This is a genomic window from Psychrobacter sp. GTC18467 (genome assembly GCF_055397455.1).
In genome coordinates, this window is sequence record NZ_AP038920.1 from 1,975,836 (window position 1) to 1,996,282 (window position 20,447).

Here is a 20,447-nt window from a genome sequence, read left to right on the forward strand (position 1 = left end):
AAAATGGTTTTTCCCAATGCTATAACTTTTAGCATTCGGGCAAAAGCCCTGCAATTTTTTGTGCCAAATCGACATCAAACCATTGGCAAAGCGCCACAAATCGCGAGCGGATTTCAAGTAAATCCGCCACGCTGTCGCCAGCAAAGCGAACGGTTAAACTGTGACTGGTGTTGGATTTACGAAGCACGCCAAAGCCGCGCGCAAAGTCAAGGCGAACGCCATCAATGCAACTTAATATCGTACCTTTTGGCAGCAATTGCTGCGCCTGTGACTTTGAAATATTGATTTTGGGGCAATCGGTGCAATCACAAAGCTGAATGACGCTTGCCTCTGTATCAAAACTTGCAATCATGGCTTGTAACTGTTGGCAAAATAATGCCAAATGGCTCACGATTGAGCAGGCAAGCGGCTGTTGGTAAGCGCTTGCGCCAAGTGGCAAATAATGGTCGGCGGTACTGACCATTAACGGTAGCGATTGGGTGATGTCGGTTAATTGATAGCGGTTTTGTGATTTGGGTTCGCCCCAATTGTCCGTTAGGCTTTTTAATTGAATTTGAAGGCGTTGGCTGTCTTGATAAGCTTGATAACGTTGGTTATTTAGCCAAAAAAGCAGCCGTAAACTGGCATAAATCGCGTCATCATAACGGATAAATAAGCCGTCATTAAAAATGAAATGCCCTGACAGCTCGCCTGCAAATACGGCGCTATCTTGGCGTTTATCAAGCTCTTGACGCAAAATACTGCTTCCGGTTCGGGTCATCACAGGGATTGCTCCCAAGTTTTGCAGCAATTTTGGCAAATGATGTGAGCATTTAATATCAAATAAAACTTGCTTGCTATCCCTCGCATTTAGCTCGGTTTGGCAGGACAGCGCGGCATTGGCAAGTAAATATAGCAAATGGTCGGGCGCCACCACTTTACCGCGATTGTCCACAATCATCAGGCGGTCGCCATCGCCATCAAAGGCAAGCCCTAAATCAGCCTCAAGAACGATGACTGATTGTTGAAGCTCAGCTAAGCGGTTCGGCTCGGTTGGGTCAGGATTACCGTTCGGAAATTTGCCGTCGGGAATGTCATTTATCAAGATAACCCGCCGACAAAACCGTGAAAATAGCACTTTTGCAATGCCACTTGCTGCGCCATTCATGCAGTCGATAACGATGGTGAAGAGCAGTTTTGAGTCGGATTTTGGATAAAGTTTGGTAAAAACTTGGGCTAAAGCGTTTATATAGGTATCAAAAACCCTTTGGGTAGGCAGATAAACCACGTTTTGAGCATTTAAAGTTAGCTTTTGCGGCGTGGCAGTTAAGCTTTGAAAAAGCGCGCTAATATCGGCTTCACTGGCAGAATTATTTTCAATAATCCATTTAATACCAAGGGTGTTTTTATCCGAATGGCTTGCAGTTACCATAATGCCGTGACCGTCAAACTGCTGCGCCCAAAATGCCATCATCGGTGTGGTGACAAGCCCTAAAATTTTAATCTTAAAACCAAAACTTGCCAAAGTTTTTGCTAAATTTTTTGCAATATCGTCGCTTTTTAACCGAACATCAAAGCCGATAACGATGATTTGACCGTCAAAGTTTAACTTATTAAACAGCTTGGCAAAGGCAACTCCCAACGCAAAAATAAAATTGTCGGTAAACTGCTCATGATGACCGCGAATGTCATAGGCGCGAAATAAGGAGCGTTGGTCGCGAAAGGTTGGCATGACGCGCTCCTTATGCTAAAGGTTTATCTAAAGATAATATATTAACCCAATTTTCTTATAAATAGTGTCGGTAAATGTTAACTACTGCCGACCTGAATGCCCAAAACCGCCGGCGCCGCGAGCGCTTTCATTACTAAAGTCGTCAACGAGTTCAAATTCAGGTCTAGCAACTGGAACGACAATATATTGCGCCATGCGCTCAAACGGCTGCAATTCAAAGTCGCTGTTGCTGCGGTTCCAAATGCTCACCAAAAGTTCACCTTGGTAGTCGGCATCAATCAGCCCAACCAAATTGCCAAGGACGATGCCCCGCTTATGACCAAGCCCTGAGCGCGGTAAAATCATGCCGGCAAAATTGGGGTCGGCGATATAAACGGCAAGCCCTGTGCCAATCAGCTGCGTGCTGCCGGCTTTAATGGTGATGGGCGCATCGATGCAGGCGCGCAAATCAATCCCCGCAGAACCTTCGGTGGCGCGCGTTGGCAGCATGTCTTTATGGTCGAGCAGCTTTGGGTTTAATACTTTGACTTGAACAGCTTTCATGGTTTTCCTTATTCTTTGGAGAGTTAAATCAGCCAACGGCAATTAGCGGTTGCCCAAAAGCGCTCGAATATTGGCTAAATATTCATCAGCAACTTTTTCAGGGTCTTTTTGCGCGGTTTTCTTTTTGGCTTTGGCAGGCCAATCGATGTGGTCATCGGGCAACTCGTCTAAAAACCGCGACTCGGACGTGGTTCGCATTTGACCACCGGCGCGGCGCTGAGCGGCAAGGGTCAAGGTCAGCTCTTGACGGGCGCGAGTGATGCCCACATACATCAAGCGCCGCTCTTCTTCGACCGTCTCGCCAATGATAGAATTGCGGTGCGGGAGCATTTCTTCTTCAAGCCCCATGATATAAACGTAGTTAAATTCAAGACCTTTTGCCGCGTGCAAGGTCATTAAATTAACCTTATTAGTATTTTCTTCTTCTTGCTGCTGCTCAAGCATATCAAGAAGCACCAGCTTGCGAATGACGTTATCAATGGTTTTGTCGTCCTCGTCCTCAGCGCGGTTAATCAGCGCTTGAATACTGGCGTAAAGCGTGTCGATATTGTCCAAGCGGTTTTTTTCTTGCTGCGGCGTTTTGGCGTCCGCGCGAACAAAATCAATGTAGCCGGTTTCATCAATCATTTGCCGAACCACCGGCACAGGATCAGCGTGACCGTCAAGCTCGCGGGTATAATGCTCAATAAAATCGCCAAATTCTTTTAAGGTACTAAAAGCTTTGCTTGGTAACACATGCGAAAGCCCAGAATGACTACAAGCCGCTAAAAGGGAGATGCTATGCTCTTGAGCAAACAGTCCCAATTTTTCAAGCGTGGCAGGTCCCATGCCACGCTTTGGTGTGTTAATAATCCGTAAAAAGGCGCTGTCGTCCTCAGGGTTTAAAATGAGGCGCAAATAGCCCATGATGTCTTTGATTTCGCTTTTGGCAAAAAACGACTGACCGCCGGACAATTTATAAGGCACTTGCAATTGCCGAAGCTGAGCCTCAAGCATTCGCGCTTGAAAGTTGCTTCGATACAGCACGGCGTAATCTTCCCATTCTTTGCCATAACGCAATTTATGAGTAACGATTTCTTTTGCCACGCGCTCGGCTTCGTCATCATCGTTTCGGCAGTTGATGATGCGGATTTTTTCGCCATGACCTTTATCCGACCACAGTTTTTTCTCAAATAAATGCTCGTTATTGGTAATCACCGCGTTGGCAGCGGTCAAAATGCGGTTGGTTGAGCGGTAATTTTGCTCAAGTTTAATCACTTTTAACTTGGGAAAATCTTCTTTGAGCAGCGCCATATTTTCAGGTTTGGCGCCGCGCCAAGCGTAAATCGACTGGTCATCATCGCCAACCACGGTAAAGCGACCTTGAACGCCAACCAAGTTTTTAATCATTTCGTATTGCGCGGTATTGGTATCTTGGTATTCATCGACCAACAAATAGCGGATTCGGTTTTGCCATTTGTCCCGAAGCTCACGATTTTCGCGTAAAATTTTGGTCGGCAAAACAATCAAATCATCAAAATCAACGGCATTATAAGCCCGCAAATTGCGCTCATATAACGCATAAAGCGTGGCAAAAATCATATCCTCAGGGTCAGTTAATGTCTCTGCTGCTTGGGCAGGTTCGATCAAATCGTTTTTCCAATCTGAAATCATTTTAATAGCTTTACCAACCAGCTCGCGACTTTCTGCGCCTGATAAGTTATCGCGCATCATGAGCTCCATCAAAAGCCGCTTGCTGTCATCGCTGTCCATGATGGTAAAGTTGCCTTTAAGCGGCGTGTGCAGCAGCTCATAGCGCAAAAATTGCAGCCCAAATTGGTGAAAGGTGGACACGGTCAAACCGCGCATTTTATCGCTTGATAGCAGCTTGCCAACGCGAGCTTTCATTTCGCGAGCGGCTTTATTGGTAAAGGTAACGGCGGTGATGCGCTCGGCTGGAATGTTGCAATCTTCAATCAAATGGGCGATTTTTCGAGTGATGACCGAGGTCTTTCCTGAGCCTGCGCCAGCAAGTACCAGTAGCGGTCCTGAAACGTAAAGCATCGCTTCTTGTTGTTTGGGATTGAGTTGACTCATAACGATTTTCCGTTGTTACAAAAAAGCCAAATTTAGGCAAAATGATCAGCTCATTTTACCGCTAGGCTTTAAAAGATAGGTGAAATAAGGGTAATAAAATAGATGGGTTAGCGTTTCGCTTTGGGTAGTTATTATAAAGCAAATCGGCAAGGTTTTGCGTACTTATGCCGCAAGCATTTTGATAGGGCTTTGATTAATAGAGCTTTGATTAAAAAACAAAAAACGCCAATCTAAAATTGACGTTTTTATTTTATTAAAAGTTAAAGATTTAAGCGTTATTCAATTGCCGCGCGGCTTCCAAGGCAAAATAAGTCAAGATACCATCGGCGCCGGCGCGGCGGAAACCTATTAATGATTCTAAAATCACCGCATCGGTCAGCCAACCGTTTTGAATGGCTGCCATGTGCATGGCGTATTCACCGGAAACTTGATAAGCAAAAGTGGGAACGCCAAAGGTATCTTTAACCTCGCGGATTAAATCAAGGTACGGCTGACCCGGTTTAATCATTACCATGTCCGCGCCTTCAGCAATGTCTAAGGCAACTTCGTGCAAGGCTTCGGCGCGATTGCCAAAGTCCATTTGGTACTGCTTTTTATGACCGCCTTTTAGGTTGCCGGCGCTACCAACCGCATCGCGGAAAGGTCCATAATAAGCAGAAGCATATTTGGCAGAATATGCCATAAGCGCGGTATTGGCAAAGCCTTCAGCTTCAAAGGCATCGCGCATGGCTTTGATTCGACCGTCCATCATGTCGCTTGGGGAGATGATGTCGGCGCCGGCGCGAGCATGAACGAGGGCTTGCTTAACAAGAACGTCAACGGTTGGGTCATTAACCACGTAGCCTGTGTCATCAAGCAAGCCGTCTTGACCGTGCGAGGTGTAAGGGTCGAGCGCCACATCGGTCATCACCACCATTTCAGGGATGGCATCTTTGACCGCTTTAATAGTACGAGCAGTTAAGCCATTGTCATCATAAGCGATTTTACCATCCGGCGTTTTTAAGCTGTTGTCGATGACAGGGAAAATGTCGATGGTGGTGACGCCCTCACTCAGCAGTTCTTTAGCAAATTTAATCAGCAAATCAATCGATAAGCGCTCAACGCCGGGCATACTTTTGATGGCTTCGCGCTGATTGCTGCCCTCTAACACAAAAACAGGGGCAATAAAGTGTTTTGGGTGCAATTCCACCTCCCGAATCATCGCGCGAACATTGTCGTTATAACGCAAGCGGCGTAGGCGAGTGGCGGGGAATTGGCGGTTAAAGGTGTAGCTCATAAGAGTTCCTAATCGTTATTTAGGTGGGATATTGTTATTGATTTTAAAATTAGCCAATCTACTATACTAAAAATAGGGTCTTAAAAGCAAAAAGCCCCACCGATTTGGCAGGGCTTTTTCGTCATCGATGGCATTTATGCTAACTGATTACTGACCAACGATTGGGGTAACTGGCGCTTGATCCACTGGCGTTTCTTGAATTACTGTACCGACTGTAGCGTCCGGTTTACCATCTTTGGTAACGTCAACCACTGCTTTTGGCTCAAATTCAGCTTTGGCAGGTAATTTGGCTTGCTTAATGGCGACCGCTTCAGGTAGCGTTGCCACACGAGCTGAGCTTGCGGCTTCCACGGCGTAAGCGGCTTTGGCTTCAGCGCCGCCGTTGCCGCGGTTTTGGTTGCCAATTTGCGCAAGGTTGGTATATTGCGATACCGGAATCACTTTTGGAATATCAAGGTTGGCCCCACCGCCAAGCGCTTGATAAAGCTCAATTTGGCTGATAATTTTTTGCAATTCCAAGTTTAAAATGCCCTGCTGAGTGGTAAACAGCGAGCGCTGAGCATCAAGCACGTCCAAATAGTTGGCAATTCCGGCTTTAAATCTGGCATCAGCAATTTGATAGGTTTGCTCAAAGTTATCTTGCAAGCGGTATTGGGCGTTTAACTGCTCGCCTAAGGTTGCGCGCGTGGCAAGAACGTCGGACACTTCTTTAAACGCCGTTTGAATCGACTTTTCATAGTTGGTTAAGGCTTGCTGACGTTCAACTTGAGCAACTTCATAGTTGGCGTTCAATCTGCCACCATCAAAAATCGGCACGCTTAAATTTGGACCAATCGACCAGCCAAACGAGCCGCTTTTAAACAAGTCACTTAAGCTTGAGCTGCTAAGCCCAACGCTGCTGGCAAGGCTAATGGTTGGGTAGTAATTGGCACGGGCGACATCAATATTGGCGCCGGCAGCTTTTAAATTGTACTCGGCTTGCAAAATATCCGGTCGGAAGCGCAGAAGCTCACTTGGAAGCCCTGCGCTAAAGATGCTGTGGTTGGTGATGTTGCTGACCGCAGGCGTTGGCATCAAATTGCTTGGAATCGGCGCGCCAATCAAATATTGCAAGGCGTTTTGCGCGGTTAAAATGCTGCTTTGTGCCTGCAATACCGCAAGGCGCGCGTTTTCAAGTGAGGCACTGGCTTGCAGGGAGGGCAGTTTGGGGTCAATTCCGGCCTCAAAGCGTTTGTTGGCAATAAACAACGAGCGCTCGCGGCTTTCAACGGTGGCTTCAGCAAGCTTTAATTGCGCCAAGCTATAGCTTAAATTGGCATAGCTTTGGGCAATATTACTAATCAGGCTGATTTGGGTGGCGTCTTTTGCGGCGGTGGTTGCCAAAAAGTTTTGCAACGCTTGGTCTTTTAAGCTTGCAATTTTACCCCAAAAATCAAGCTCATAGCTTGACAGTCCTAGATTGACATTATAGCTATTGCCAGTTTGACCGCGTTGGCGCGCGCGGGACACACCCGCACTGCCGTTGATGCTTGGCAAATCATTAATGTCGGTGATTTGATATTGCGCCCGCGCTTTTTCGATAGCAAGGCTGGCGTTTTTAAAGTCTTTATTGTTACTCAGACCTAAGGCAATCAGCCCTTTTAAGCGCTCATCGCTATAAAAGTTTTGCCAGCGCTGCGCGGCAAGACTGGGCTCATCAGCGCGGCTGGTGGTTTCTTTATCCAGCGCATTAAACGGCTTTTCAACCGGCAAGTTAGGTTCTGCCAAAACAGGGCTTTTGTCCGCCTTTGGGATGGTTTGACACGCCGCCATAGTGAGGGCAAGCGCGCTTAACGCCAGCAGGCGACCGCCAGTTTTGCCAATCGCTGAAGCATGGGCAGCTTTTGGTAACAAAGTTGGTAAAATCATGGGTCGAGAACTCATTTTGTATTGTCTCCAAGGCTTACAGGCGGAAAACTGGTTGCAGGCGTGCTGATAGGATAGTCATCACGAGTTTTTTCTAAATCCACGGGCGCAGGCGCAATAGGCTCATTGGGAGTGCCGCCGTTGCCGCCATCATTTGGTGGGTTGTCATATTTGAATGGAAACATCCCGCGAACCCAAATGTAGAACATCGGAATAAAGAAAATTCCTAAGAAGGTGGCGCTAACCACACCCCCAAGAACGCTGGTGCCAATTGCGTTTTGGCTGCCAGAGCCGGCACCGGTTGCTACAAATAATGGCACAACACCGATACCAAAGGCAAGTGAGGTCATGATAATTGGGCGCAATCGTTGCCTTGCTGCCGTCATGACCGCCTCGCGAAGGCTATAACCTGCTTCTTGGTGTTCTTTGGCAAATTCAATAATCAAAATGGCGTTTTTGGCAGAAAGTCCAACCACGGTTAACAATCCCACTTGCAAATAAACGTCGTTGGCAAAGTCGCGCAGCCACGTAAAGATGGCGGCTCCTAAGACCCCAAGTGGAATCACCAAAAGCACCGAAAACGGAATTGACCAGCTTTCATAAAGTGCCGCTAAGCACAAGAATACCACAAGAATAGAAAGCGCATAGAGCATCGGAGCTTGCGCGCCGGATTTTTGTTCCTCTAAAGACAATCCCGTCCATTCAAAGCCCACGCCATCAGGAAGCTTAGCCACCATTTCTTCCATGGCGTCCATTGCCACACCGGTACTTAAACCAGGAGCGGCGCTACCTTGAATGTTCATTGAGGGTAAGCTGTTATATCGGGTCAGCCTTGGCGACCCTGATTGCCATTCGCTGCTTGAAAACGCATCAAAGGAAATCATATTGCCGGCGTCATTGCGGACATACCATTTGCCAATGTCTTCAGGGTTGGTTCGGCTGCTTGGGATACCTTGAACGAATACCCGTTTAATGCGGCCGCGGTCAACGAAGTCATTGATATATCCTGAACCCCAAGCCGTTGAAATCACGCTGTTGATATTGGCAAGTGATAACCCATAAGCGGCAGCTTGCTCTTGGTTGATATTGACTTTGAGCTGCGGCGCGTCCTCTTGACCGTTGGGGCGAACTCCAGTGACTTTATCACTTTGCGCGGCCATGCCAAGAAGCATATTTCGCGCCTCAAGTAGCCCATCATGACCGATATTGCCCACATCTTGCAGCATCATATCAAAGCCACTGGCATTACCAAGTTCGGTAATCGCAGGCGGCACAATGGCAAACACTTGAGCTTCATTTAATTGGGTGAAAAAATAGCCCATCGCGCGACCAGCAACCGCTTGTGCGGTATTTTCATCGCCTTTTCGGTCAGCCCAATCGGTTAGACGCACAAACGCCAATCCCATATTTTGACCTTGACCAGAAAAACTAAAGCCGGCAACGGTAAATACCGAGGCAATGTTGTCTTTTTCTTGGGTGTTATAATAGGTGTTAACTTTATCAAGAACCGCTTGGGTTTCATCAAGCGTTGACCCTGCCGGCAATTGCACTAGCGTAAACATAATGCCTTGGTCTTCTTCGGGCAAAAATGAGCTTGGAATACGCAGAAAAATAACCGCCATAATGCCAATAATTGCCGCATAAGCAATGGCATAAAGCCATTTATGAGCAAAGCTTTTGCCCACAAAGTTTTCATAACCGTGGCTTAGGCGATAAAAGGTGCGGTTAAACCAACCAAAAAAGCCTTTTTGATTTTCTTGATTGGCTTTGTCATGACTTTTACTACGCTTTAGCAAGGTCACGCAAAGGGCAGGGGTGAATACCAATGCCACAAGTGCGGACAGCACCATACTGGTAATCAAGGTGATGGAGAACTGACGGTAGATGACGCCGGTTGAGCCACCAAAAAATGCCATTGGCACAAACACGGCGGACAAAATCAGCGCGATACCAATAACGATTTTACTGATTTCGCCCATCGATTGAATGGTCGCCGCTTTGACCGAAATGTCGGGATTTTCTTCTAAAATCCGCTCGACGTTTTCAACAACGACGATGGCGTCATCAACCAAAAGACCGATGGAAAGCACGAGGGCAAACATGGTCAACACGTTGATACTAAAGCCTGCTGCGTACAATACCGCAAAGGTGCCAAGCAAGACGACAGGAACGGCAAGCGTTGGAATGATGGTAGCGCGCCAGTTTTGTAAGAAAATAAACATGACGATAAAAACCAAAACAATGGCTTCAATCAGCGTATGAACCACTTGGTCAATCGACAAGCGTACAAACGGCGTCGTGTCATAAGGCACAACCGTGGTTAGCCCTTTAGGGAAGTTTTGTTCAAGCTCTGCCATTCGCGCGCCAACGGCTTCGCGAGTCTCAAGCGCGTTGGCACCACCTGCCAGTGAAATCCCAAGCCCTGCGGCTTCTTGACCGTTGTATAACGAAATTACACTGTAGTTTTCTGAGCCAATTTCAACATCAGCGACATCACCTAAGCGAACTTGAGCGCCAGATTGGTCGGTTTTGAGCAAAATATTGCGAAACTCTTCAGGGGTTTGCAGATAGCTTTGCACAGTGACCGTCGCGTTAATCACTTGACGGTCGGTATCGGCAGGGGCTTGCCCCAATTGACCGGCGGAGATTTGCGCGTTTTGCGAGCGAACGGCGTTAACCACATCTGACGGTACAAGGCTATAGCTACGAAGTTTGGCAGGGTCAAGCCAAATGCGCATGGCATAAGACGACCCAAACACTTGAACTTCACCCACCCCTTCAACGCGGCTTAACTGATCAACGACGTTTGAGTTGATATAATCGGCGATGTCTTGGCGATCCATCTCGCCATTTTCTGAAATAAAGCCTTGAACCATCAAAAAGCTGCTTGATGATTTGTTGACGTTGACCCCTTGGCGCTGAACTTCTTGCGGCAAAGCGCTCATTGCCGCTTGCAGCTTGTTTTGCACCTGAACTTGCGCCGTATCAGGATCGGTGCCGTTTTCAAAGGTCAAAGTGACCGAGGCGCCGCCGTTTGATGAACTTGACGATGACATATACATGAGACCATCAAGACCTTTCATCCGCTGCTCAATAATTTGCACCACAGAGTCTTCAACGGTTTGCGCGTTCGCACCAGGGTAGTTGGCACTGACAGAAATCGTTGGTGGGGCAATTCTTGGGTACTGCTCAATCGGCAAATTGACGACTGAGATAATCCCAAGCAACATGACTAAAATAGCCATCACCCAAGCAAAAATAGGGCGATCAATAAAAAAACGTGACATAGTTTATTCCTAAGTCTTCCTATCTTGAGTGGGATTAATTGGCAGCAGACTTATCTTTTGTAGCTGTAGCTGTGTCTTTAGCCGCTTGCTTTGGCGTTTTTGCGCCGGCTTGAGCTTCACGGGTTGCCGCCTCTTTTTTCTCAGGGCTGGCGTTTGGGTCCTCAAGCGGCTTGACCACCACTTCTTGTTCTGGCTTGACTTTTGAGCCACCGATGACCACCACTTGGTCGCCATTAGTTAAACCATCGGTGACCACCCATTTGTCTTCATAAGTGCCATCAATCGTGACAGGACGAACTTGGATTTTGTTGTTGGCATCCACAATATAAACCTGAGTATCACCTTTAGGTGTCCGCATGACGGCGCTTTGCGGGATAAGGGCAGCATTTGGTACCACGCTTTGAATCAGTCTTGCATTGACGTACATGCCAGGAAGCAAAACGCCATTGTCATTGGGGAATACCGCCCGCAAGGTCACCGCGCCCGTTGACTCATCAACTTTGGCTTCAGCAAGCGCAAGCTTACCTTGAACCGGATATACCGAGCCGTCTTCAAGCACAAGCTCAACCGAATTCATGCCTTCTTGAGCCTTGCCACTGGCAAGTTGTTGGCGCAGTTTTAGCAATTCTGATGAGGATTGACTGATATCCACATAAATAGGGTCAAGGCTTGAAATCGTCACCAGTGCATTAGGCTGACCGGCACTCACCAATGCCCCTGCGGTAACTGACGAGCGCTCAGTGCGCCCAGAAATCGGTGCGCGAACGATGGTTCGGTTTAAATCCAAAGTGCTGGCTTCAAGACCAGATTTTGCCGTTTGAATTCCGGCTTTAGCACTGGCTATTCCGGCTTCGGTTTGCCCGATTGCCGCACGAGCGCTTTCCACCGCCGCTTGCGCCGTTCGGACTTGGGTCATTGCTTGGTCATATTGCTGCTTTGAAATCGCATCAATATCAATCAAGCCTTTTAAACGGTTTAAATCATTTTGCGCTTGGGCAAGCGAGGCTTGACGGCTGGCAAGCTCAGCTTTGGCGTTGGCATTGTTGGCAACCGCTGTTTGATAATTTGCTTGAGCTTGCTCAATGGCTGCCTGACCGCTGCTGATGGACGAGGTATAATTGTCGGTGTTAATGCGATACAGCGGCTGACCTTTTTTGACAAAGCTGCCTTCACGGAACAACACCTCATCAATGATGCCAGTGACCTGTGGTCGAACGTCAGCCGTTTGATAGGCGGTGGTTCGACCTGAAAAGTTTTGAACTTGAGGTACAGTGCCAAGGGTTATGGTTTGAACATTGACCACCGCCGGCGGCATCTGCTGCTGAGCGGCGGCGCTGCCGTCTTCTTTTTTGTCACAGCCAACCAACGCGGCGCTTGATAATACAGCTGCGATTATAAGCGCAAGATATGAGTGCTTCATCAATGTCCTCGGCGATAAAAAAAATCAAGAAAAAAAAGTGCAGAATACATAAGGTTTTGCGTCGTTATCAGTAAGTTTTGCAGGAGTATCGGTTTACTGCCTCAAATTGCCAGCCTAAGGTAAAGACAGCGCTGAGCATCATCAAAGCAGCAACAACCGGATAAGTAAATTTAATTCAATCAAGTATTATAAACTATAGGGATAACCCCACAGTCAAGCCAAAAACTTAGCGAAGCTGTGAACTTAAAGTGCTTTTTAAATTTTTGATTAAAAAAACTGTCGTAATTACAAGCATTACATGAAAAAACGCTCAGGAAACTTTAGCAAGATTTATTGCCGCAAAATTGTTAAGAATTGTTATATCAAAGCTTTTTGGTCGGGATTTTATAAAAAAAGGGCTTAACTCATGCTTTGTAGCGACTTTGGCAAAATTTGCAAGTGAAAAATATGCTCAGTATCGTTTAGCTTGTTTTTACAGCTGATTAGAAAAGATGAACAGCTTAAAAAAAGACTTCTTGTTGCAGAAGTCTTTGAAAGCATAAATTAAAACTTAGGGTCAAATAAACCGTGGTTAAATCAACCTTGATACCGCAAGTTGGGTCAAATCCATCAACCCTTGACGGTATTGATTATCAGGAAGCTTTGATAAGGCAGCTTGGGCAAGCTTGGTTTCTTCCAAAGCGCGCTGTTTGCAATACTCAAGCGACCCCGACTCGCGAACCAAACGGATTAAGCCCTCATTGTCATCGGTTTTGCCCGTTTGCACCGCGATTCTAAGTTTATTAAAGCCATCCGGATTGCTGTTTTTTAACAATTCAAGCGCTTTAATGGTCGGCAACGTCGGCTTACCTTCTGCCAAATCATCGCCCAAGTTTTTACCCATCACCGCGCTGTCGCCGCTATAGTCCAAAACGTCATCAATGATTTGAAAGGCATTGCCAAAATGCTGACCAAAATCGGCAAGGGGTGCTAAATACTGCTCTTGACCCTGCAAAATTGCCGCCCCTTGCGTTGCCATCATAAACAGCCGCGACGTTTTACCATCAATAATTCGCAAATAATCGCTTTCGGTGGCTTCAGGGTTGTGCTGATGCTGCAACTGAAGCACCTCACCTTCAGCAATATCACAAGTGCCGTCAGAAAACAGCTGCAATAATGGCAAGCTTTGAAAGCCAACCAGTAAGTTAAAGGCGCGAGCAATCAGATAATCGCCCACCAAAACGGCGGTTGCATTGTCCCAAGTGGCGTTTGCGGTTGGTTTGCCGCGGCGCTGACCGGACTCATCAATCACATCATCATGAACCAGCGTTGCTGTGTGCAGCATCTCCGTAATTGCTGCCAAATGCATCGCCGGATGCGACGGCGCGTCCTCAAACATCCGCGAACAAAGCAGGGTAATCAGCGGTCGCATCCGCTTGCCGCCGGCGTTAATCACGTGGTTAGAAACGCTCATCACCAATTGGACTTTGGAATTGAGGCTACCAAAAACCTGCTTGTCCATAATGGCAAAGTCGTCGCTGACGATACTTTGAATGTCGCTATAGCTGACGGCTTTGGGCGAATCAGCCGCTAATAAAGTTGTGGTCATAATCACCGGTCAAATATCAAAAGTAAAAAAAGAAAAAAGTCATCCACTAAAAAGTCGTGGTTATAAGAATAAGTTACCGGTTTTATCATAGCATAGCCGGCAAGCTTGCCGCATCTATTAAGCCGGAATAAAACTTGTCAAGAAAGATAAAAGATAAGCTACCGCAAATAAAACTGCCTACATCTTGCATCGCCTGCCAAAAAGCGCGCGAATTTAAAATAAATCAGCCGTTTGCTTGACTAAAAAGCCTAAGCTTGACTTGCTTTTATCCCAAAAATTTCGTAAAATCTTGCCTTTATTTTTCCCTGTCGTGACCGTTTAAAGTGTGGGTATCACACCTACCACGGCACTCGGGTTAAGCGGAGTCAAACAATGTACGCAGTAATCAAAAGTGGTGGTAAACAGCACCGTGTGGCCGTCGATGAGTTGCTTAAAGTTGAACTACTCAAAGCAGAAAAAGGCGCAACCTTAACGCTTGACGACGTATTAATGGTCGTAAATGGCGATGACATCAAAATCGGTCAGCCAGTTGTTGAAGGCGCAACCGTTGACGTTGAAGTGGTTGACCACGGTCGCGGCGACAAAATCCGCATCGTTAAACACCGCCGCCGTAAGCACTACCACAAAGAGCAAGGTCACCGTCAGTGGTACACCTTGTTAAAAATCAAAGCGATTAACGCTTAATTATTTACTTTTAAATAATTGCTCAAACGCTAAATTAACAAGGAGATAATCTTATGGCACATAAAAAAGCTGCCGGTTCTACCCGTAACGGTCGTGACTCAAACCCAAAAATGCTTGGCGTTAAAGTATTTGGCGGTCAAGAAGTTGTTGCTGGCAACATCATCGTGCGTCAGCGCGGCACCGAATTCCACGCTGGCGAAGGCGTTGGCATGGGTCGTGACCACACGCTATTTGCTTTAAATGACGGTGTGGTTAAATTTGCCACCAAAGGTCGTTTAAACCGCCGTTATGTGACGGTTGAAGGCGAATAAGCCAAAATTGCTACGATAACTCGTAGGATAAAAAAGCCCTTATCATTGTTTGATAGGGGCTTTTTTTATGAGACTTAAAAAGCTATAACTTAGCTTTATTATGGCTTAACTTTACAAGGTTGGCGATTGTGACTGAAAAGGCTTTGAAGGCGCGCTTCAAGTTACAAGCGCGTATGGCAATAGCAGTAATCATTGCAAATTTCGACTAGGCGCGTAATAAAAAAACTGGCAAACTTGTGGCTATCAAATCTTGTAAGTAAATATTTAGCTTATTTTTTATTCGCTTTAATAGTCAGCTGCCCACAAGAGCCTGATGGGTTTAACGAAACCTTAGTTTGAGAACCTAGTTTAAAAGCGATGATTTATTTCAGTAAGGCGACATCCTTACAACTTAGAAGGAAGGACAATGACTCATTTAAAAAACTCTTTAACGGTAAAACAAAAACTAATGACGGGCGCTTTAACTGGCGTGATCATGACCTCAATAGGCATTGCCGCACCAATGATGGTAGTCAGCCAAAGCGCGAACGCGGCAGCTGCTGACAGTCTAACCGCCGCTAAGCGTTTAAATAGCTTGCTTGCTAATACCAAAAGCATGAGTGCTAATTTTACCCAAACCACCAAAGGCGCAAAAAGTGGCACGTTTAAAGGCTCAATGAGCGTTCAACGCCCCAATAACTTTCGCTGGGAAACCAAATCGCCCTCAGAGCAGTTAATCGTGGCAAATGGCAATATGCTTTGGGTTTATGACAAAGACTTGGAACAAGCCACCAAGCAAAGCGTTGACAATCAAGTGGGCAACACGCCTGCGCTACTGTTGTCCGGCGACCCAAGCAAGATTGATAAAAACTTTAAAATCACTCAGCCTTACAGCAACAAAAACTACTATGTGCTGTATCCAAAATCAGGCGATGCCAATTTTAAAAACTTATCCATCAGCTTTAATGGCGGCAAGCCGGTGATGATGGTATTGAATGATTCGCTTGGGCAAACGACTTCTATCAAGTTTAGCAATATCAAATTGAACCCAAGCATCAGCGCGGCTCAGTTTAAATTTATCCCGCCAAAAGGTGTTGACGTTATCAATCAGTAATTATGAGCGCTGGCAATAAAAAGTTATAAAAAATAAAAAACAGGTCAATTTCGACCTGTTTTTTTGTGGGTAAGGCTTTGCGCGATTTTGGGTACTAAGATTGTCCAAAGTTCGGCTGACGATAGGTTGCAATTGATACAAATTGGTTTACAATATGGGTAAATTTTTTCGCATGTCCAAAGGGATGTCTAAGCGCTAATTGGTAATTATTTTTACAATCAAGCACTTATCATAAATGGCATGATGATGAAGGTTTTAGGAGCGATGAGCTTAGCGCTTTTTTTCTTACAAAAAATATATTTTGTAGCATAAAAACCGTAGGTCGTCCGGCAAGTCCTAGCTTTTAGACGTCGATGTGCGTATAGTGAACAAACAATTTTGTGCCAGTTGTCAAAGGATGAGTCAGCCTGTCTTAATGAGTTATTAAATCAATTAAGTAATTGTCTATGATATTGATTTAATAAGGTTATTTGTGCTGAAACTTTCGATATTTGGCGACCAGCTCTTATCTATAGTACCTTTATAGATCCTCTTATTTTAGCGTTGACGACTTGATGTTTTGGCTGCTTTGTCATATCGGTGAAATCTTGACCGCAACCAAAATCGTACCGCTTTGATAAGTCGCAAGTTGGCGCTCAATCTTCCTCTTGATAACTGGTCATTACCAACACAAAGCTTGTGTTTGTCAGGGTTTGGCATTTATAAACGAGTGCTTAAACCTTGATGAGGTGAGGAGCCCGTAATCATGACTGCCTTTAATTGGTCAGCAGTAGCATTTATTTTAGCCGCAATCGGCTTAGTCGTATTTATGCTTGTGGTGCCGCGCCTGTTAGGTGGCAAATCACAAGGTATGCAAAAAGAAGAAATCTTTGAGGCGGGCGTTGTCGGAGCTGGCAATGCCCGTATTCGTTTGTCTGCCAAATTTTATTTGGTGGCGATTTTCTTTGTGATTTTCGATTTAGAAGCGCTTTACTTGTATGCTTATGCCGTTTCCGTTCGAGAAACAGGTTGGGCGGGCTTTATTGCCGCGGCGACCTTTATCATTGATTTGCTGATTGGTTTGGTTTATGCGCTAAACTTAGGGGCACTCAATTGGGCACCGGCTGATAAATTGCGTAAAAAAGCGCGACTGTATGCCAAGCCTGAAGGGTTTGATTTGGCAGCAATCACTGAGTTTGATGGCGTTCATGAATTGGTGGTTGACCCCACAGGTAAAGTTCCTGCTCAGTCCTCAGGTCAAATCAACGTGTCCAACAACATTGAAGCCAACCGCCGTCATCTTGAGCGCATTGACCATATTAATACCACGGGAAATATTACCACGGTGGATTTTGCAGCGCCTGCTAACAAGTAAGGGCAGCGTCAATATAACGATTATAGGCGCAAGCCTGACAGTAATAAACGGTGGTCTGATATGAAATATACCTTAACAAAAGCTAATCCTGATGCGGATGTCTATCCTGCGCAGTCGCGGCAAACGGTTGAAGACCCGACAGAAAGCGAAGTCAATAAAAACGTCTTTATGGGGCGGCTTGAAGATTTAATCCATTCAACAGCCAACTGGGGTCGCAAGCACTCGCTTTGGCCGTTTAACTTTGGAACGTCGTGCTGCTATGTGGAATATGCCACCACGTTGACCGCGGTTCATGATTTGTCCCGATTTGGGGCAGAAGTTATCCGAGCCTCCCCACGGCAAGCGGACGTGATGATTGTGGCAGGGACTTGTTTTATTAAAATGGCGCCGGTCATTCAGCGCCTTTATGAGCAAATGCTTGAGCCCAAATGGGTCATTTCTATGGGTGCTTGTGCCAACTCAGGCGGCATGTACGATATTTATTCGGTCGTTCAAGGTGTTGATAAGATTATTCCGGTGGACGTTTATATCCCCGGTTGCCCGCCGCGACCTGAAGCGCTGATTCAAGCGTTAATGCTGCTTCAAGAGTCCATCACTAAAGAGCGCCGGCCACTTGGCATTCATATGAAAGACCAAGGTATTTATCAGCCGCAAATGCTGCCTGAGCGCGACCGCAAACAGGCTGACCGCATTGCAGTAAAAAACCTGCGCAGCCCCGACAGTATTTAATTGATTTCGCTTATTGCGTGAAAAAGGAAAGGTTCATTCATGGTCACGGTCGTTGAAAATTCAGAGTTGCAGTCGCTGCCTGCGGTTATCACTGAGCTTGAACAAGCGTTTTCAGGAAGATTTGTCGTTCAGCACACCGTGGATAACATCCCAACGGTTTGGGTTGCCCGCGAAGACATTCACGAAGTCTTATTGTTTTTACGAAAACTGCCCAAGCCTTATGTGATGATGTTTGACTTATCGGCGATGGATGAGCGCTTGCGTCAGCACCGTCAAGGCTTGCCTGACAGCGACTTTACCGTGTTTTATCATTTAATGTCGCTTGAGCGCAACAGTGATATTCGGGTGAAAGTGGCGCTTAGCGAAGATGATTTAAGTTTGCCAACCGCGACCAATATTTGGCCCAATGCCAACTGGTATGAGCGCGAAGTTTGGGATATGTTTGGCATTGTTTTTGACGGTCATCCGCATTTAACGCGAATTTTATTGCCAAAATATTGGGAAGGTCACCCTTTAAGAAAAGAATATCACGCCCGCGCGACTGAATTTACCCCGTATTTTTTAAACGCCGCCAAGCAGCAATTTGAGCAAGAAAACTTGCGCTTTGTGCCAGAAGAATGGGGAATGAAGCGCTCAGGTCGTGACGAAGACTTTATGTTTTTGAACATTGGTCCAAACCACCCCTCAGCTCACGGGGCGTTTCGTTTGGTGCTGCAATTGGACGGCGAGGAAGTCGTTGATTGTATCCCTGATATTGGCTATCACCACCGCGGCGCTGAAAAAATGGCGGAGCGGCAAACGTGGCACTCTTATATTCCTTATACCGACCGGATTGATTATTTGGGCGGGGTGATGAATGAATTGCCTTATGTGATGTCGGTTGAAAAACTTGCCGGAATTACCGTTCCGCCGCGCGCGGAAGTCATTCGGGTGATGATGAGCGAGTTTTTTAGAATTACCAATAACTTATTGTACGTCGGCACCTTTATTCAAGACGCAGGCGGGATGACGCCGGTCTTTTATATGTTTACCGACCGCCAAAAAGCTTATGACGTGATTGAAGCGGTCACCGGTTACCGGATGCATCCGGCGTGGTTCCGAATTGGCGGAACAGCAGCGGACTTGCCGATTGGTTGGCAAAAACTGGTTCGCGAGTTTTTAGATTGGATGCCCAAGCGCTTGGATGAATATACCAAAGCGGCGCTACAAAACAGCGTATTAAAAGGCAGAACTCAAAACGTGGCTCAGTATAATGCCAAGCAAGCGCTTGCTTGGGGCGTGACCGGCGCCGGACTTCGCGCTACCGGCATCGATTTTGACCTTCGAAAAGCCCGACCTTATATGGGCTATGAAAATTACGACTTTGAAATTCCAGTCGGTTACAACGGTGATGCTTACGACCGCTGTATGGTTAAGATGGAAGAGATGCGTCAATCATTACGCATTATCCGTCAGTGCTTGGACAATATGCCGCAAGGTCCTTATAAAGCCAATCATCCACTTGCCGTTCCGCCGCCAAAAGACAGAACGCTCAATGACATTGAAACCTTGATTAACCACTTTTTATCGGTATCTTGGGGTCCTGTAATGCCAGCGGGCGAGTGCACCACCATTGTTGAGGCGACCAAAGGGCTGAACAGTTATTACATCACCTCAGACCGCTCGACGATGAGTTATCGAACCCGAATCAGAACGCCGACGTTTGCTCATATTCAGCAGATGCCCTCAGTGATTAACGGGTCGTTGGTGTCCGATGCCATTATGTATTTGGCATCGATTGATATTGTGATGGCGGATTGTGACCGTTAATAAATACCGTTTGTCAAAGCAATGACGCTCAAAGTAACTTTGCTAAAGTAATGTAGTTAAAAGCAAGCAAGCTCAAAGAAACAAAGCTAAATGGCAGCCGCCTGAGCCAAAATTAAGCAGTTCTTCTCCGGGTGAGGATAGAGAAAAAATATGAAGATTGTGACTGATAAAGCGCCCAAAGTTGATGTGGCAAGTATTTTGACAGGGGATGAAATTGCAGCAATTCATGAATTTATGCATCACTATCCGCATGCCCGAGCCGCCTCGCTTGATGCGCTAAAAATCGTTCAAAAGCGTAATGGCTGGGTCGATGACGCGCAAGTCAACGCCATTGCCAATATGCTAGACATTCCGGTGACCGATATTGATGGCGTGGCAACCTTTTTTAACCGAATTTACCGTCAGCCCGTTGGTCGCCATGTGATTTTGATTTGCGACTCCATTGCTTGTTATTTGACCGGTTATGAAGCCTTAACCGCCGCTTTAAAAGCCGAGCTTGGTATTGATTACGGTCAAACAACGCCCGATGGCAGATTTACCTTATTGCCGATTTGCTGCCTTGGCAACTGCGACAAAGGTCCTGCCGTTTTGATTGATGAAGACACTTACGGCCCTGTGATGCCTGAGGAAGTCGCCCAATTATTGGAGCTTTACGCATGAG

Annotated in this window: 15 protein-coding genes; 7 read left to right on the forward strand and 8 right to left on the reverse strand. The window is 46.4% G+C overall.

Annotation, left to right across the window (positions count from 1 at the left end):
• Positions 1-28 precede the first annotated feature (28 nt).
• From ACZ5XY_RS08795 to ACZ5XY_RS08830, 8 genes are all read right to left on the reverse strand, one after another.
• A complete protein-coding gene (locus tag ACZ5XY_RS08795; protein WP_464740838.1) occupies positions 29-1,711 on the reverse strand; it encodes a phosphohexomutase domain-containing protein in 1,683 nt (560 codons plus the stop codon).
• Positions 1,712-1,792: 81 nt separating this feature from the next.
• Positions 1,793-2,254 (reverse strand): dUTP diphosphatase, encoded by a 462-nt coding sequence (gene dut / locus ACZ5XY_RS08800; RefSeq protein ID WP_464740840.1) that lies wholly within the window; start codon positions 2,252-2,254, stop codon positions 1,793-1,795.
• Between the two features lie 42 nt (positions 2,255-2,296).
• Positions 2,297-4,330: a UvrD-helicase domain-containing protein gene (locus ACZ5XY_RS08805; RefSeq protein ID WP_464740842.1), complete on the reverse strand. Its 2,034-nt coding sequence runs from the start codon at positions 4,328-4,330 to the stop codon at positions 2,297-2,299.
• 268 nt (positions 4,331-4,598) lie between these two features.
• Entirely contained in the window at positions 4,599-5,606 is a 1,008-nt protein-coding gene (hemB, locus tag ACZ5XY_RS08810; protein WP_464740844.1) for a porphobilinogen synthase, read from the reverse strand.
• Positions 5,607-5,753: 147 nt separating this feature from the next.
• A complete protein-coding gene (locus tag ACZ5XY_RS08815; protein WP_464740846.1) occupies positions 5,754-7,529 on the reverse strand; it encodes an efflux transporter outer membrane subunit in 1,776 nt (591 codons plus the stop codon).
• Positions 7,526-10,798 carry an efflux RND transporter permease subunit gene (locus ACZ5XY_RS08820; protein WP_464740848.1) on the reverse strand — a complete coding sequence of 1,091 codons (3,273 nt, stop codon included), beginning with the start codon at positions 10,796-10,798 and terminating at the stop codon, positions 7,526-7,528. Before ACZ5XY_RS08820 ends, ACZ5XY_RS08815 begins: the two co-directional genes overlap by 4 nt.
• Before the next feature lie 34 nt (positions 10,799-10,832).
• A complete protein-coding gene (locus ACZ5XY_RS08825; protein ID WP_464740850.1) occupies positions 10,833-12,218 on the reverse strand; it encodes an efflux RND transporter periplasmic adaptor subunit in 1,386 nt (461 codons plus the stop codon).
• A gap of 571 nt (positions 12,219-12,789) precedes the next feature.
• Positions 12,790-13,806 carry a polyprenyl synthetase family protein gene (locus tag ACZ5XY_RS08830; protein WP_464740852.1) on the reverse strand — a complete coding sequence of 339 codons (1,017 nt, stop codon included), beginning with the start codon at positions 13,804-13,806 and terminating at the stop codon, positions 12,790-12,792.
• Positions 13,807-14,178: 372 nt separating this feature from the next.
• On the opposite strand from ACZ5XY_RS08830, the gene rplU reads away from it, so the two are divergent.
• The 7 genes from rplU to nuoE all read left to right on the forward strand — a co-directional run bounded on the left by rplU (position 14,179) and on the right by nuoE (position 20,446).
• Positions 14,179-14,490 carry a 50S ribosomal protein L21 gene (gene rplU / locus ACZ5XY_RS08835; protein WP_464740854.1) on the forward strand — a complete coding sequence of 104 codons (312 nt, stop codon included), beginning with the start codon at positions 14,179-14,181 and terminating at the stop codon, positions 14,488-14,490.
• Positions 14,491-14,543: 53 nt separating this feature from the next.
• Positions 14,544-14,801, forward strand: a complete 258-nt coding sequence (rpmA, locus tag ACZ5XY_RS08840; RefSeq protein WP_201532977.1) for a 50S ribosomal protein L27 — start codon at positions 14,544-14,546, stop codon at positions 14,799-14,801.
• A gap of 406 nt (positions 14,802-15,207) precedes the next feature.
• Positions 15,208-15,894 (forward strand): outer membrane lipoprotein periplasmic chaperone LolA, encoded by a 687-nt coding sequence (gene lolA, locus ACZ5XY_RS08845; RefSeq protein WP_464740856.1) that lies wholly within the window; start codon positions 15,208-15,210, stop codon positions 15,892-15,894.
• A gap of 745 nt (positions 15,895-16,639) precedes the next feature.
• A complete protein-coding gene (gene ndhC / locus ACZ5XY_RS08850) occupies positions 16,640-17,248 on the forward strand; it encodes an NADH-quinone oxidoreductase subunit A (protein ID WP_464740858.1) in 609 nt (202 codons plus the stop codon).
• A gap of 60 nt (positions 17,249-17,308) precedes the next feature.
• Positions 17,309-17,977, forward strand: a complete 669-nt coding sequence (locus ACZ5XY_RS08855; RefSeq protein WP_464740860.1) for a NuoB/complex I 20 kDa subunit family protein — start codon at positions 17,309-17,311, stop codon at positions 17,975-17,977.
• Positions 17,978-18,016: 39 nt separating this feature from the next.
• Positions 18,017-19,786, forward strand: coding sequence for an NADH-quinone oxidoreductase subunit C/D (gene nuoC, locus ACZ5XY_RS08860; protein ID WP_464740862.1), 1,770 nt, complete (start codon positions 18,017-18,019; stop codon positions 19,784-19,786).
• Between the two features lie 150 nt (positions 19,787-19,936).
• Entirely contained in the window at positions 19,937-20,446 is a 510-nt protein-coding gene (nuoE, locus tag ACZ5XY_RS08865; protein ID WP_464740864.1) for an NADH-quinone oxidoreductase subunit NuoE, read from the forward strand.
• Position 20,447 lies beyond the last annotated feature (1 nt).

What these genes read in the sequence shown, in the direction of transcription:
- ACZ5XY_RS08795 (WP_464740838.1), bottom strand. Translation starts at nt 1,711, where the DNA reads ATGCCAACCTTTCGCGACCAACGCTCCTTATTTCGCGCCTATGACATT.
- dut (WP_464740840.1), bottom strand. Translation starts at nt 2,254, where the DNA reads ATGAAAGCTGTTCAAGTCAAAGTATTAAACCCAAAGCTGCTCGACCAT.
- ACZ5XY_RS08805 (WP_464740842.1), bottom strand. Translation starts at nt 4,330, where the DNA reads ATGAGTCAACTCAATCCCAAACAACAAGAAGCGATGCTTTACGTTTCA.
- hemB (WP_464740844.1), bottom strand. Translation starts at nt 5,606, where the DNA reads ATGAGCTACACCTTTAACCGCCAATTCCCCGCCACTCGCCTACGCCGC.
- ACZ5XY_RS08815 (WP_464740846.1), bottom strand. Translation starts at nt 7,529, where the DNA reads ATGAGTTCTCGACCCATGATTTTACCAACTTTGTTACCAAAAGCTGCC.
- ACZ5XY_RS08820 (WP_464740848.1), bottom strand. Translation starts at nt 10,798, where the DNA reads ATGTCACGTTTTTTTATTGATCGCCCTATTTTTGCTTGGGTGATGGCT.
- ACZ5XY_RS08825 (WP_464740850.1), bottom strand. Translation starts at nt 12,218, where the DNA reads ATGAAGCACTCATATCTTGCGCTTATAATCGCAGCTGTATTATCAAGC.
- ACZ5XY_RS08830 (WP_464740852.1), bottom strand. Translation starts at nt 13,806, where the DNA reads ATGACCACAACTTTATTAGCGGCTGATTCGCCCAAAGCCGTCAGCTAT.
- rplU (WP_464740854.1), top strand. Translation starts at nt 14,179, where the DNA reads ATGTACGCAGTAATCAAAAGTGGTGGTAAACAGCACCGTGTGGCCGTC.
- rpmA (WP_201532977.1), top strand. Translation starts at nt 14,544, where the DNA reads ATGGCACATAAAAAAGCTGCCGGTTCTACCCGTAACGGTCGTGACTCA.
- lolA (WP_464740856.1), top strand. Translation starts at nt 15,208, where the DNA reads ATGACTCATTTAAAAAACTCTTTAACGGTAAAACAAAAACTAATGACG.
- ndhC (WP_464740858.1), top strand. Translation starts at nt 16,640, where the DNA reads ATGACTGCCTTTAATTGGTCAGCAGTAGCATTTATTTTAGCCGCAATC.
- ACZ5XY_RS08855 (WP_464740860.1), top strand. Translation starts at nt 17,309, where the DNA reads ATGAAATATACCTTAACAAAAGCTAATCCTGATGCGGATGTCTATCCT.
- nuoC (WP_464740862.1), top strand. Translation starts at nt 18,017, where the DNA reads ATGGTCACGGTCGTTGAAAATTCAGAGTTGCAGTCGCTGCCTGCGGTT.
- nuoE (WP_464740864.1), top strand. Translation starts at nt 19,937, where the DNA reads ATGAAGATTGTGACTGATAAAGCGCCCAAAGTTGATGTGGCAAGTATT.